Here is a 12,397-nt window from a genome sequence, read left to right on the forward strand (position 1 = left end):
GGCGCGCTACGCCTGCCCGCCGCCCGCGCCGAAAGCGCGGGTGAAGAAATCCCGCGCGCCGAAATTGCCCGACTTGAGGGCGATGGAGATGTCGGCCCCCGCCGCCCGGGCAAGCCCGGCGCACCAGGGCACGCCGGGGTCGATCTGCTCGCCGATGGCCATTTGCTGCAGGTCCAGGGCCTGCACCACCGCTCCCGAGGTTTCGCCGCCGGCCACGATGAGCTGGCGCACGCCGCGCCGCACCAGGCCCAGCGCGATGCGCGCGATGGCGTCTTCGACCAGGCTGCCCGCGCGCTGCGCGCCCAGCTCCGCCTGGGCCGCCTGCACGGCCTCGGGCCGCGCGGTGGAATAGATGAGCACCGGCCCTTGCGGCAGCAGCGGTTCGGCCCAGGCCAGCGCCTGCGCCGCCACGTCCACGCCCGCCGCCAGTTGCAGCGGGTCGATGGCCAGCGCCGGCCCGCCGGCGCCGATGAACGCCGCCACCTGCGCCTGCGTGGCCTGCGAGCAGCTTCCGGCCACCACGGCCTGCAGGCCCGGACGCAGGGGCAGGCTGCGGGTCCGCGCCGAGGGCGCCAGCCCCCAGTTCGCCGGCAGCCCGATGGCCACGCCCGATCCTCCCGTCACCAGCGGCATGCCGCGCAGCGCCGGCCCCAGCGCCAGCAGGTCGGCGTTGGACACGGCGTCCACGATGGCGATCTCCACGCCTTCGGACTTCAGCTCGGCGATGCGTTCGGCGATGGCGGCTGCGCCCCGGGCCACCGCCTTGTAGTCGATCAGCCCCACCCGGCGCGCGGTCTGCGCGGCCAGCACGCGCACCAGGTTGGCGTCCGCCATGGGCGTCAGAGGATGGTGGCGCATGCCCGATTCGTTGAGCAGCATGTCGCCCACGAACAGGTAGCCCTTGAACACGGTGCGCTGGTTGTCGGGGAACGCGGGCGTGGCAATGGTGAAGCCCGTGTCCAGCGCGCGCATCAAGGCGTCGGCCACCGGCCCGATATTGCCCTGCGGCGTGCTGTCGAAAGTGGAGCAGTATTTGAAGTAGATCTGCTGCGCCCCCTGCCCGCGCAGCCAGGCCAGCGCCGCCAGCGACTGCGACACCGCCTCGGCGGGCGGCGCGGTGCGCGTCTTGAGCGCCACCACGACGGCGTCGGCCCGGGCCTGCAGCGGCCCCTGCGGAACGCCCATGGTCTGCACGGCCCGCATGCCGGCCCGCACCAGGTTGTTGGCCAGATCGGTGGCCCCCGTGAAATCGTCGGCGATGCAGCCCAGCTTGATGCTCATTCGGCCTCCGGCAGCGTGATGCCCGGGAATATCTTGATGACGGCGCTGTCGTCTTCGCGCCCATGACCGGCGCTGGACGCCTGCATGAACATCTGGTGCGCCGTGGACGCCAGCGGCAGCGGAAACTTGCCGTGGCGGGCCGTGTCCAGCACCAGCCCCAGGTCCTTGACGAAGATGTCCACCGCCGACAGCGGCGTGTAGTCGCCCGCCAGCACGTGCGGCATGCGGTTCTCGAACATCCAGCTGTTGCCGGCGCTGTGCGTGATGACTTCATACAGGGCCTGCGGATCCACGCCTTCGCGCAGGCCCAGCGCCATGGCCTCGGCCGCCGCGGCGATGTGCACGCCGGCCAGCAGCTGGTTGATGATCTTGACCTTGCTGCCCGTCCCGGCCCGGTCGCCCAGGCGATACACCTTGCCCGCCATGGCCTCCAGCACGCCGCCGCAGGCGGCATACGCCTGCGGGCTGCCGGCGGTCATCATGGTCATTTCGCCGGCGGCCGCCTTGGCCGCGCCGCCCGAGATCGGCGCGTCCAGGTAAAGAATGCCGCGCTCGCGCAGCCTGCCCTCCAGCGCCGCGGACCAGTTCGGATCCACCGTGGAGCACATAACGAACACCGATCCCGGCCGCAGGCCGGCCGCCAGGCCGCCCGCGCCGAACAGCACGTCTTCGGTCTGCGCGGCATTGACCACCACGCTCACCACCACGTCGCAGGCCTGCGCCATCTGCGCCAGCGACGCGCAGGCCACGCCGCCCTGCGCCGCGAAGGCGGCGCAGGCTTGCGGCCGTATGTCGTAGACGTGCACGGCATACCCGGAGCGGCGCAGGCTTTGCGCAATGCCGGCGCCCATGGCGCCCAGCCCGATCACGCCCACGTTCCTGCCTGCCTGGGAAGATTCCATGTGTGCCTCCTTTGCGGCCCGCGCGCCTCAGCGCCCGAGATCGTCGTCCATATAGGCGCGAACGATGGCGGCGAAGTCGCCGTCGCCCTTGAATCCCAGCCGTTCGGCCCGCGCCGTGTCCCAGCGCGCGGGCCAGCTCCCCACGATGCGTTCCACGCGCTCGTCGGCCTGCCAGCGGATGCGCGACGCCGTTTCTTCGCCCGCGATGTCGCGCAGGGCCTGCACCATATCGGCCACCGTGACCGACACGCCGGGAAGATTGATGGGGCGGCGGTCGGCCGCCGCATGGGCGGGCAGTTCCGCGCCCGCCACCAGCGCCTGCACGGCGCGGCGCGGCGACAGCAGCCACAGCCGGGTGCCCGCCGCCACGGGGCAGATCGCGGATTCGCCATTGAGCGGCTCGCGGATGATGCCGCTCGCGAACGAAGAAGCCGCCGCATTGGGCCGGCCCGGCCGCACGCTGATGGTGGGCAGGCGCAGCGTCCATCCGTCGACGAAGCCCCGCCGCGTGCAGTCGGCCAGCAGCAGTTCGGCCATGGCCTTCTGCGCGCCGTAGGACGACTGCGGGTTGAGCGCGGTGTCGTCCCGCACCACCTCCGGCAGCGCGCCGCCGTATACCGCCACCGAACTGGTGAACACCACGCGCGGGCAATGGCCCAGCTGGCGGCAGCGCTCCAGCAGCGCCCGCGATGCGTCGAGATTGATGCGCATGCCCAGGTCGAAGTCGGCCTCGGCCTGCCCGCTCACCACCGCGGCCAGGTGGAAGATCACGCGCGTCTTCGCGTCGATGGCGCGCTCCAGCACGGCCGGGTCGGAGATGTCGCCCGCCATGGCCCGCACTCTGGCGTCGCCGAAGTCGGGGGCGGCGGCGAGATCCAGCAGATCGATGCGGGCAATGGGTTCCAGCGAGCCGTCTTCGCGCCGCAGCCCGCCCTGGGCCAGCAACTGGCGGGCCAGGCGCTGGCCCAGGAAACCGGCGCCGCCGGTAATCAGGATATTCATGGAATGTGCTCGGAAAGCGGCGCCTCGGGCGCCGGACAGGACGGAAAGAAAAAGAGAACGCGGAGCGCAGACATGCCCGGCCGCTCAGTCGCGCGCGCCGAAAACGGCGCGCAATTCCTCGATGGCCGCGGGCGGCAGCGGCTCGGGGCGGGGCGAGGTCATGAGCCACAGACGCGCGGTTTCCTCCAGCTCCTCCAGCGCGTGCGCGGCCTGCGACACCGAGCGCTCCCACACGATGGGGCCCAGCCGCTCGAAAAGCGCGCCGCGCACCCTGCCCGCCAACGCCGCCACCTGCGCGGCCGCCTGCGGATCGCCCGGCCGCCGGTAGCGGACCAGCGGGATGCGCCCCACTTTCATGACCTGATAAGGCGTGATCGGCGGCAGCACCTCGTCTTCGCGCCACACGCCGGCCAGGGTCAGCGCCACCAGGTGCGTGGAATGGGTGTGGACGATGCCGCGCGCCGAGGGATCGGCCGCATAGACGCCCCGGTGCAGCGCCAGCGTCTTGGAAGGCCTGCCGCCCGAAACCGGATTGCCGCCTGCATCCACCTTGGCCAGCTCGGCGGGATCGAGCCGGCCCAGGCAGGCGTCGGTGGGCGTGATGAGCCAGCCATCGTCCAGGCGCGCGCTGATATTACCGGCGGACCCGACCGTATAGCCGCGGTTGTAGAGACTCGCTCCCACGGCGCAGATTTCCTCGCGGATGCGGGACTCCTGGCTCATGCCGCGCTCCGGCGCGATAAAGCGCGGCATCGCCTCGGGGCCTGCGTCATGCTCGTCTCCTCGATGATTTATCGGATCATCATACAAATTTGGCGACAAGGCGGCACGCGGAGTAACCCTGAAACCCCTGGCCACGCCCCTCGCGGCAGCCTCTCGCCCCGTATCGTCTCGGACGAACGGACGCGCTCAGAGACTGCGCGCCCTCAGCGCGGCGGCGCCCAGCGCGCTTGGCCGGCGCCCTCGAGCGAAGGGCCGTCCGCGCTCATGAACGGACGGCGCGGCGCCATGAGGGCTGGTGGCGGACTGGCGCGCCGGCCGCGCCCGATAGGCCGCCAGCGCCGCGAGGCAGGCATCGCGCACCCGGTGCGGAACAATGGAGTCGATGTTGTCCGAGCCGTCGTCCGGCACCACGTCGCGGGCATGATCGCGCCGCCAGAACCATTCGGGATTGGGCTCGTTGAAAACGCCCACGTATGGCACGCCGGCCGCCTGCGCGATGTGCGAAGGGCCGCAGTCGTTGGCCACGATCAAACGGGCGGGCAGCATCATGGCCGCCAGCTCCGGCACGGAGCGGCAATGCTCGATGCGGAAATCGGGGCGCGCCAGCGCGCGCAGCAGGGCCAGCTCCCGCGCCTCGTCGGGCCCCAGCACGAAGGTGAATCGCGCGTCCGGCCCCAGCGCGGGCTTGAGCAGGCCGGCCAGCGCGATGTAGCGCCCGATGTCCCAGCGCTTGAACGCGCCCGAACCGCCGCCCGGAATGAAGACCACGTCGGCGGGGGCCACCCGGCCGCGCACGCGCGCGGCAAGCGCGCCGAAACACTGCCTGGCGGCGGTTTCCGGATCCACCGGACGATAGGTCGAGAGCATGCGCAGGCCCGACAGGCCGATGTACTCGGACTCGTCTTTGACGTGATGGTGCGTCCACACCGCGTCGGTGAGCCGCGCATGGCGGTAGCCCATGCGCAGGGGCGGGCGGCGCAGCAGATTGATCAGGCCGAAGCGCTCGCTGGTGTGATGGAGGTTGACCGACATCATCGCGTGGCGCGGCAGGCTGGCGAGCTGGCGGCGAAAGTCCGGCGCCATGACGAACTCGTCCACCCACGGCAGGTCGCGGTAGAAACTGCCCACGTCATACTTGGACACCACGCGCAGCCGCTTGCGCGGCCACCATTGCGCGAGCTGGTACAGCGTGGGAAACGCCACGATCTGGTCGCCGTAGCGAAAATGGCTGCGCAGGAAAACAACGATATCGGACATGAACCGGCATTGCGGGGCAACCGCCCGCCAAACAAAACACGCGGGCAGGCTAGCACGCGCGACTCGGCTCAATGTCTCGAAGGTTTACGAAAGCGCTCAGCGTTGCAGCGTCTTGGACGCGCTTCGCCCGCGCGGCCGCACGATTCGGAGAAAAGGCGATACAGACCGGATACATTACATCGGCACGGGCCATGCCCGCGCCGTTCCGCGGTTTCGATTGCACTCCCCAGCCAGCGCCGAGGCAACAAAAAAACCGGCACCGCTTGCGCGATACCGGCTCTTGCCGATGGAATTCCACCGAGAATTCGACCACATGAGTGGTCGGGGCGAGAGGATTCGAACCTCCGACTCCTGCGTCCCGAACGCAGTACTCTACCAGGCTGAGCTACGCCCCGATTCCGATGCAGTGGTTTCCTGCGGTTTTAGTACACGGGAAAACCGCCTGCTCGTCTTTTTCGCTAGCGATCTCTGTTCACCGCGAAAGCGCAGAATTCTAGCAGAGATTTTCGGTAAATGGAAGCGGGGTAGCAGGAAAGCGCATCGCTGGCCAGCCTGGCTTCGGCCTCGGCGGCCTTCATGGCGTGGTCCAGCGCGTCGGTGGCCTGGATGGCGGCCGCCACGGCGGCGAAGTCGGCATCGCCCGTGCGGATGGCATCGCGGATCAGTTGCTGCTGCTGCGGGGTGCCCACTTCCATGACGCGGATGAGCGGCAGGGTCGGCTTGCCTTCGCGCAGGTCGTCGCCCACGTTCTTGCCCAGGGCGGCCGCATCGCCACGGTAGTCGAGCACGTCGTCCACGATCTGGAAGGCCGTGCCGACGTGGCGGCCATAGGCCGCGGCCGCGTCTTCCTGTTCGGGCGTGGCGCCGGCCAGCACGGCGCCCACCCGGGCGGCCGCCTCGAACAGCTTGGCCGTCTTGTAGCGCACGACCTGCAGGTAGCGCTCCTGCGAAACGTCGGGGTCGTGTACGTTGAGCAGTTGCAGCACCTCGCCTTCGGCGATGACGGTGGTGGCCTCCGACAGAATGCTCATGATGCGCATCGAGTCCGCCTCGACCATCATCTCGAACGACCGGGAATACAGGTAGTCGCCCACCAGCACGCTGGCCGCGTTGCCGAACACGGCGTTGGCCGTCTCGCGCCCGCGGCGCAGGTCCGACTCGTCCACCACGTCGTCGTGCAGCAGCGTGGCGGTATGGATGAATTCGACCACGGCGGCCAGCAGGTGGTGCCGCTCGCCCTCGTAGCCCAGCGCGCGCGCCACCATGAGCACCAGGGCCGGACGCATGCGCTTGCCGCCCGCCCCGATGATGTAGTCGCCTATCGTACGGATCAGCACCACATCGGAATTCAGCCGCTGGCGGATGACCGCGTCGACGGCTTTCATGTCGTCAGCTATGGGGGCAATGAGCGCGGGGAGATTCAAGACGTATCCGGAGAGTGAAGCGAGCCAGGGTAGGCTCTTGCCGCAAGGCCGCCACGGGGCGGGGGATTCGACCAGCGATTATACGGGCTGCGACCGGATCGTTCCGGCTCCGGCCGCGCCGGCGTTCGCCGCGCGGGCGGCTGCCCGCCCGATGCGCGCGCGCCACGGCTAAGCCCTTAGTGGGCAAGGTCTTTTTGACTTTTTCCACAGGCGCGGCTAGAATTTCCGATTCGGCTAGCAATGGCCGGAATTGCGTCGGCTGCGGGCGTTTGCCTGGGCGGGTGCGCGGAAAGCCGCAGGCAGGGGCCAGGCATTGTGTCCGGAGGCGCCAGTTGAAAGCCCGCGGCAAATCCGAGGCCCAAGCCGGGAATCCCGAACAAACCCGGGATGTCCGGCCCGGATGCCTATCTCGGATACCCAACCCGGATACCCGAACCTGGCTTCCGAAACTTCCGCGAGCGCCCCACAGCCATTACCCATTTAAGGAAATACCCCCATGTACGCGGTCATAAAAACCGGCGGCAAGCAATATCGTGTTGCTGCTGGCGAAAAACTCAAGATAGAACAGATACCGGCTGACATTGGGCAAGAAATCACCCTGGACCAGGTGTTGTCCGTGGGCGAAGGCGACCAGCTCAAGGTTGGCACGCCCCTCGTCTCGGGCGCCGTGGTCAAGGCGACGGTTCTTGCGCAAGGCCGCCACGACAAGGTCAAGATCTTCAAGATGCGCCGTCGCAAGCACTATCAGAAGCATCAGGGCCACCGTCAGAACTACACCGAAATCCGCATCGAAGCCATCACGGCCTGATCGGATCCGGCACCACATTAGCAGGAGCTAAACATGGCACAGAAAAAGGGCGGCGGCTCTACGCGTAACGGTCGCGACTCAGAATCGAAGCGACTGGGCGTCAAGGTTTTTGGCGGCCAACAGATCCCGGCTGGCTCGATCATCGTGCGCCAGCGCGGCACCCGTTTCCACGCTGGCGTGAACGTCGGCATGGGCAAGGACCACACGCTGTTCGCGCTGGTCGACGGCAAGGTTCAATTCGGCTACAAAGGCGCATTGAACAAGCAGACCGTGTCGGTCGTGGCCGAATAATCGGGCCACCCATCCGCTGGCGCGGCATGCCGCGCCGGCACACGGCAAAAGCCCTGCCGCATGCGGCAGGGCTTTTTGTTTTAGGGCAGAATGAACGCCATGCCCCCGGCGCCGCTGCGTGCGGACGCCCGGCGCCACCGGCGCGACGCCCCTCTTCATTATTCACACGCGCAGACATCATGAAATTCGTAGACGAAGCCACCATCGAGGTCATCGCCGGCAAAGGCGGCAATGGCGTGGCGAGCTTTCGCCGCGAGAAATTCATTCCCAAGGGCGGCCCGGACGGCGGCGACGGCGGCCGGGGCGGCAGCATCTATGCCGTGGCCGATCGCAACATCAACACGCTGATCGACTTCCGCTACGCGCGCCTGCACCGGGCCAAGAACGGCGAAAACGGCCGTGGTTCCGACCAGTACGGCGCGGCGGCTCCCGACATCACCCTGCGCGTGCCTGTGGGCACCATGATCCACGACGCCGAGACCGGCGAGCTGCTGTTCGACCTGAACCGGCATGGCCAGAAGGTCACGCTGGCCGCGGGCGGACAAGGCGGCATGGGCAACATCCATTTCAAGTCCAGCGTGAACCGCGCGCCGCGTCAATGGACGCCCGGCAAGGAAGGCGAGCACCGCGTCCTGCGCATGGAGCTGAAGGTGCTGGCCGACGTGGGCCTGCTGGGCCTGCCCAATGCGGGCAAGTCCACGCTCATCAGCCGCATCTCGAACGCCAAACCCAAGATCGCCGACTACCCGTTCACCACCCTGCACCCCAACCTGGGCGTGGTGCGCACCTCGCCCTCGCGCAGTTTCGTGGTGGCCGACATCCCGGGCCTGATCGAGGGCGCGTCCGAAGGCGCGGGCCTGGGCCACCTGTTCCTGCGCCACCTGGCGCGCACGCGCGTGCTGCTGCACCTGGTGGACGTGTCCAGCCCCGATCCCGACCAGGATCCCATCGAGCAGGCCGTACAGGATGCGCGCGCCATCGTGGAGGAACTGCGCCGCTACGATCCCGCGCTGGCCGGCAAGCCGCGCTGGCTGGTCCTGAACAAGCTCGACATGGTCGAAGACCCGGACGCGGTCAAGAAGCGTTTTTGCGAGTTGTACGGCTGGACCGGCCCCGTGTTCGGCATCTCCGGCCTGTCCGGCGAAGGTACGCAGGACCTGATCTGGGCGCTGCAGGACTACCTGGACGCCCAGCGCGAGAAAGACCAGGAGGCGCAAGACCGCGCCGACGGCTCCTACGTGGCCGAAGACCCCCGCTTCGACGAAACGCGTTCCGACGCCCTGCCCCCCGACGCGCCGCGCGGCGGTGACGAATAAGCCATAATCGCATTCCTTCCGATCGGGTTTTTTCGCGCCGCAGTCCGTTTACACGCAGTACGCCGTCATCATGTCCGTCGAATCCGCTTCCTCCGTGTCCGTCGTCGCCAGCGCCCAGCGGCTGGTCGCCAAGGTCGGTTCCTCGCTGGTCACCAATGAAGGGCGCGGCCTGGACCGCGCCGCCGTGGCGCACTGGGCCGCGCAGATCGCCGCGCTGCGCAAGCACGGCAGGCAGGTGGTGCTGGTGTCCAGCGGCGCCATCGCCGAAGGCATGGCGCGCCTGGGATGGCGCAAGCGTCCGTCGGTCATGCACGAGCTGCAGGCTGCGGCCGCCGTCGGGCAGATGGGTCTTTGCCAGGCCTACGAGGCCGCCTTCGCCGAACATGGCCTGCGCACGGCCCAGATCCTGCTGACGCACGAAGACCTGGCCGACCGGCACCGCTACCTGAACGCGCGCAGCACGCTGTTCGCCCTGCTGCGCATGGGCGTGGTGCCCATCGTCAACGAGAACGACACCGTGGTCACCGACGAGATCCGGCTGGGCGACAACGACACGCTGGGCGCGCTGGTGACGAATCTCATCGAAGCCGATGCGCTCATCATTCTTACCGATCAGCGCGGCCTGTACGACGCCGATCCGCGCAAGAACCCGGACGCGCGATTTCTCTCGCACGTGCAGGCCGGCGACCCGGCCCTGGAAGCCATGGCGGGCGGCGCCGGCACGGGCATCGGCACGGGCGGCATGCTGACCAAGGTGCTGGCGGCCAAGCGTGCCGCGCACAGCGGCGCCCACACCGTGATCGCCTCGGGGCGCGAGCGCAACGTGCTGACGCGGCTGGCCGAAGGCGAATGCATAGGCACCGAACTGCGGGCCGTGCTGCCAGTGTGGTCGGCGCGCAAGCAGTGGCTCGCCGATCACCTGCGGCTGCGCGGCCGCGTGGTGCTCGACGACGGCGCCGTGCAGGCGCTGCTGCAAGACGGCAAGAGCCTGCTGCCCATCGGCGTCACCGCCGTGGAAGGCGAGTTCGGGCGCGGCGACGTGGTGTCGTGCGTGGACGGCGCCGGCCGCGAATGCGCGCGCGGACTCATCAATTACTCATCGGCGGACACCCGCCGCATCCTGCGCCAGCCATCGAGCCAGATCGCGCGCATCCTGGGCAGCATGACCGACCCGGAACTCATGCACCGCGACAACATGGTAGTGCTGTAGCGGGTGGTGCTGCCGCGCCGCCGGCCGAAGCGTCCGCCCGCGCGGCAGCGGGGCGAAGCATGAGCGGCGCGTGCGTTCAGGCCTCGACGATCGCTTCGCAGAACTCGGCCTGTGCAGGCAGCATCATGTAGCCCCAACCCCGCACGGCGACCACCGGCAGGTCGATGTTCAGCCGGCGGGCCTTGCTGCGCAGGCGCGATACCAGCACGTCGACCCGTCGCGCGCCGTCGTGAGCGGCTTCGGAACAAGATGGAAAGAAGCGTTCGCGCGCCAGGCACTGGCCCGGCGCGTTCAGCAGGCGGATGAAAAAGGCACGCTCGTTCGCGGTGAGGGGCAGCCGCTCGCCGGCGGGCCCGGCCAGCACGCTGGCCTGCCCGTCCACGTGCCAGCACGGGGCGGGGCCGGGCACGGCTCGCCGGCGCCCGCTCAGGTTGCGCAGCAGCGCGTCCCATTCGCGCGCCTCGATGGCGGCGGACAGGCAGGTGTCGGCCCCGGCATCGAGCGCGGCAATACGCTGGCAGGCGCTGGCGTGGGCCTGCCATACCAGGGCGGCGCCCGGCGCGGCCTGGCGCAAGGCGGCAATGCGCTGCGGGATCTGCTCGCACTCGCCCTGCACGACGACCGCTTCGGCGCTGAAATTGCGCAGGTCGGCGAATACGCGCTCCCAGGATTGGTATTCGACGACACGCCAGCGATAACCGCGCAATGCCTGCGCAAGCGCGGCGTCGGCCGCGTTGTGGATCTGCACCATGAAGACGCAGCCCGTTTGCCGCATGGGATGTCTCCTACGCTCATATCACCTAGGTGATAGTTATAACCACCAACGTGTTTCAGCGGCAAGCTTCAATCGACGCGTGAGAACATTTTCGGACCGACTGAAGCATGCCCGGCTTTTGCGTGGCTACACGCAAAAGGATCTTGCGCGGCTGTCGCGCCTGTCGCAAAGCGCCATCGGCAGTTACGAGAGCGGGCTGCGCCAATCCAGCCGCTCGCTGCGCAAGCTGGCGCACGTGCTGAAGGTCGAGGTGGAGTGGCTGGAAACGGGCAAGGGCCCCATGGAGCCGCCGCTCGAAAGCTACGATCTGAGCAATACGCTGCCGCCCGTCATCGTGGCCGACTCGGCCAACCGCACAAGCCGGCGCCCGCGTCCGCAGGCGCCGTGGCCCTTCCCCAATATCTCTCCTTCGCGGTTCGACGCGCTGTCTCCCGCCGAGCGCCTGCTGCTCGAGGAACTGAACAAGACTTTTCTCGATACCGTGCAGGCGCAGCGGACGCCGCGTCCGCGCGGCCGCAAATCCGGCTGAGCACGCCGCCGTCCGGCGCGCCAATGCAAAACCCGGCCTGACGGCCGGGTTTTGCATTGAGAGCCCCGCGCGCTCGAGGAATCAGGGCTTGGAAGCGGGCGCGGGCGCCGTGGGAGCGCCGGCCGGCGGCGGGGCGTCGCCGCGAATCTTGGCCGCGATTTCGGAGGCCGCCTGGGCCGAGGATACGCTGAACGCCAGCACGCCGCGGTTGAGCGGCTCGCCGATGCGCGGCGCGGCGATGAGTTCGCGGTCGATCACGAGCGCGAGCATGTTGCCCACGTTCTTGGTGCTCACTTCGGTCAGCTTGCGCGCGCCGGCTTCGGAAAAGCGCAGACCCACGAAGTTCTTGCCCTGGCGGTCGACCAGGGCCGCCGCTTCGGTGAGGTCGGCGCGCGTCAGTACGGGCTGCTGCTGCATGTACAGCTTGCCGTCGGGCAGGCTGACTTCGACCAGGCCCGGCGCCGACTGCGTCTGCGCGACATAGAACTCCACCGTGGAAGCAGTGGCCGGAGAGCTCGCCGGGGCCTGCTGCTGGCCCGCCTGCGGCGTGGCGTCGGCGCCGGAGCTCTTAGTCGGGGCGGTCTTGCAACCCGCAAGCGCCAAAGTCACGACCATGAGGGCGGGCGCCAGTTTGCGTAGTGTCAGTTGCATGCTCGATTCCTTCTTTAATGGACTAAGAAGCCGGACGGCTTTGCGGCGTCCGGCGCACTGAAAAAAGTGTACAGAAGCTGAAAGGCGGTGTGGCCGCAGACTGATTCCAAATGTAAAGCGTTAATACGACCCGCGGATTGCAGCGTGCGTAGCCGCCCCGCGCGCGCAGGCTCTATACTTCGGCTTCGTGCAGGGGTACTCGCCGCTGCCCTTTCCGGGCCGCGGCGT

The 12,397-nt window shown here is 68.6% G+C and carries 13 protein-coding genes and 1 tRNA gene; 5 read left to right on the forward strand and 9 right to left on the reverse strand.

What is annotated here, in order from left to right; all coding sequences use genetic code 11:
• Positions 1 to 6 precede the first annotated feature (6 nt).
• From otnK to ispB, 7 genes are all read right to left on the reverse strand, one after another.
• Positions 7 to 1,281 carry a 3-oxo-tetronate kinase gene (otnK, locus tag NGJ44_RS01005; protein ID WP_251862846.1) on the reverse strand — a complete coding sequence of 425 codons (1,275 nt, stop codon included), beginning with the start codon at positions 1,279 to 1,281 and terminating at the stop codon, positions 7 to 9.
• Positions 1,278 to 2,183: an L-threonate dehydrogenase gene (ltnD, locus tag NGJ44_RS01010; protein WP_251862847.1), complete on the reverse strand. Its 906-nt coding sequence runs from the start codon at positions 2,181 to 2,183 to the stop codon at positions 1,278 to 1,280. Before ltnD ends, otnK begins: the two co-directional genes overlap by 4 nt.
• 27 nt (positions 2,184 to 2,210) lie before the next feature.
• A complete protein-coding gene (denD, locus tag NGJ44_RS01015) occupies positions 2,211 to 3,185 on the reverse strand; it encodes a D-erythronate dehydrogenase (protein WP_251862848.1) in 975 nt (324 codons plus the stop codon).
• Between the two features lie 84 nt (positions 3,186 to 3,269).
• Entirely contained in the window at positions 3,270 to 3,908 is a 639-nt protein-coding gene (gene otnC, locus NGJ44_RS01020) for a 3-oxo-tetronate 4-phosphate decarboxylase (protein ID WP_251862849.1), read from the reverse strand.
• A gap of 186 nt (positions 3,909 to 4,094) precedes the next feature.
• Positions 4,095 to 5,165 carry a glycosyltransferase family 9 protein gene (locus NGJ44_RS01025; RefSeq protein WP_251862850.1) on the reverse strand — a complete coding sequence of 357 codons (1,071 nt, stop codon included), beginning with the start codon at positions 5,163 to 5,165 and terminating at the stop codon, positions 4,095 to 4,097.
• Between the two features lie 318 nt (positions 5,166 to 5,483).
• Positions 5,484 to 5,560: transfer RNA gene (locus NGJ44_RS01030), tRNA-Pro, on the reverse strand.
• 63 nt (positions 5,561 to 5,623) lie between these two features.
• Positions 5,624 to 6,589, reverse strand: coding sequence for an octaprenyl diphosphate synthase (gene ispB / locus NGJ44_RS01035; RefSeq protein ID WP_251862851.1), 966 nt, complete (start codon positions 6,587 to 6,589; stop codon positions 5,624 to 5,626).
• A gap of 496 nt (positions 6,590 to 7,085) precedes the next feature.
• On the opposite strand from ispB, the gene rplU reads away from it, so the two are divergent.
• From rplU to proB, 4 genes are all read left to right on the forward strand, one after another.
• Complete coding sequence (gene rplU / locus NGJ44_RS01040; RefSeq protein WP_053244982.1) at positions 7,086 to 7,397, forward strand: 50S ribosomal protein L21; 312 nt, start codon at positions 7,086 to 7,088, stop codon at positions 7,395 to 7,397.
• A gap of 33 nt (positions 7,398 to 7,430) precedes the next feature.
• Entirely contained in the window at positions 7,431 to 7,688 is a 258-nt protein-coding gene (gene rpmA, locus NGJ44_RS01045; RefSeq protein WP_053244983.1) for a 50S ribosomal protein L27, read from the forward strand.
• 179 nt (positions 7,689 to 7,867) lie between these two features.
• On the forward strand, positions 7,868 to 9,004 hold the full coding sequence (obgE, locus tag NGJ44_RS01050) for a GTPase ObgE (RefSeq protein ID WP_251862852.1): 1,137 nt from the start codon (positions 7,868 to 7,870) through the stop codon (positions 9,002 to 9,004).
• A 70-nt stretch (positions 9,005 to 9,074) separates the two neighbouring features.
• Entirely contained in the window at positions 9,075 to 10,214 is a 1,140-nt protein-coding gene (gene proB, locus NGJ44_RS01055; protein ID WP_251862853.1) for a glutamate 5-kinase, read from the forward strand.
• Positions 10,215 to 10,290: 76 nt separating this feature from the next.
• On the opposite strand, the gene NGJ44_RS01060 is transcribed toward proB, so the two are convergent.
• Positions 10,291 to 10,989, reverse strand: coding sequence for a winged helix-turn-helix domain-containing protein (locus NGJ44_RS01060; RefSeq protein WP_251862854.1), 699 nt, complete (start codon positions 10,987 to 10,989; stop codon positions 10,291 to 10,293).
• A 79-nt stretch (positions 10,990 to 11,068) separates the two neighbouring features.
• Between NGJ44_RS01060 and NGJ44_RS01065 the strand changes: the two genes are divergently transcribed.
• Positions 11,069 to 11,518 (forward strand): helix-turn-helix domain-containing protein, encoded by a 450-nt coding sequence (locus tag NGJ44_RS01065; RefSeq protein WP_200908016.1) that lies wholly within the window; start codon positions 11,069 to 11,071, stop codon positions 11,516 to 11,518.
• A gap of 81 nt (positions 11,519 to 11,599) precedes the next feature.
• On the opposite strand, the gene NGJ44_RS01070 is transcribed toward NGJ44_RS01065, so the two are convergent.
• Complete coding sequence (locus NGJ44_RS01070) at positions 11,600 to 12,169, reverse strand: SecDF P1 head subdomain-containing protein (protein WP_251862855.1); 570 nt, start codon at positions 12,167 to 12,169, stop codon at positions 11,600 to 11,602.
• Between the last annotated feature and the right edge of the window lie 228 nt (positions 12,170 to 12,397).

Source organism: Achromobacter sp. Marseille-Q4962 (assembly GCF_943737005.1).
GTDB lineage: Bacteria > Pseudomonadota > Gammaproteobacteria > Burkholderiales > Burkholderiaceae_B > Achromobacter.

What these genes read in the sequence shown, in the direction of transcription:
- otnK (WP_251862846.1), bottom strand. Translation starts at nt 1,281, where the DNA reads ATGAGCATCAAGCTGGGCTGCATCGCCGACGATTTCACGGGGGCCACC.
- ltnD (WP_251862847.1), bottom strand. Translation starts at nt 2,183, where the DNA reads ATGGAATCTTCCCAGGCAGGCAGGAACGTGGGCGTGATCGGGCTGGGC.
- denD (WP_251862848.1), bottom strand. Translation starts at nt 3,185, where the DNA reads ATGAATATCCTGATTACCGGCGGCGCCGGTTTCCTGGGCCAGCGCCTG.
- otnC (WP_251862849.1), bottom strand. Translation starts at nt 3,908, where the DNA reads ATGAGCCAGGAGTCCCGCATCCGCGAGGAAATCTGCGCCGTGGGAGCG.
- NGJ44_RS01025 (WP_251862850.1), bottom strand. Translation starts at nt 5,165, where the DNA reads ATGTCCGATATCGTTGTTTTCCTGCGCAGCCATTTTCGCTACGGCGAC.
- rplU (WP_053244982.1), top strand. Translation starts at nt 7,086, where the DNA reads ATGTACGCGGTCATAAAAACCGGCGGCAAGCAATATCGTGTTGCTGCT.
- rpmA (WP_053244983.1), top strand. Translation starts at nt 7,431, where the DNA reads ATGGCACAGAAAAAGGGCGGCGGCTCTACGCGTAACGGTCGCGACTCA.
- obgE (WP_251862852.1), top strand. Translation starts at nt 7,868, where the DNA reads ATGAAATTCGTAGACGAAGCCACCATCGAGGTCATCGCCGGCAAAGGC.
- proB (WP_251862853.1), top strand. Translation starts at nt 9,075, where the DNA reads ATGTCCGTCGAATCCGCTTCCTCCGTGTCCGTCGTCGCCAGCGCCCAG.
- NGJ44_RS01060 (WP_251862854.1), bottom strand. Translation starts at nt 10,989, where the DNA reads ATGCGGCAAACGGGCTGCGTCTTCATGGTGCAGATCCACAACGCGGCC.
- NGJ44_RS01070 (WP_251862855.1), bottom strand. Translation starts at nt 12,169, where the DNA reads ATGCAACTGACACTACGCAAACTGGCGCCCGCCCTCATGGTCGTGACT.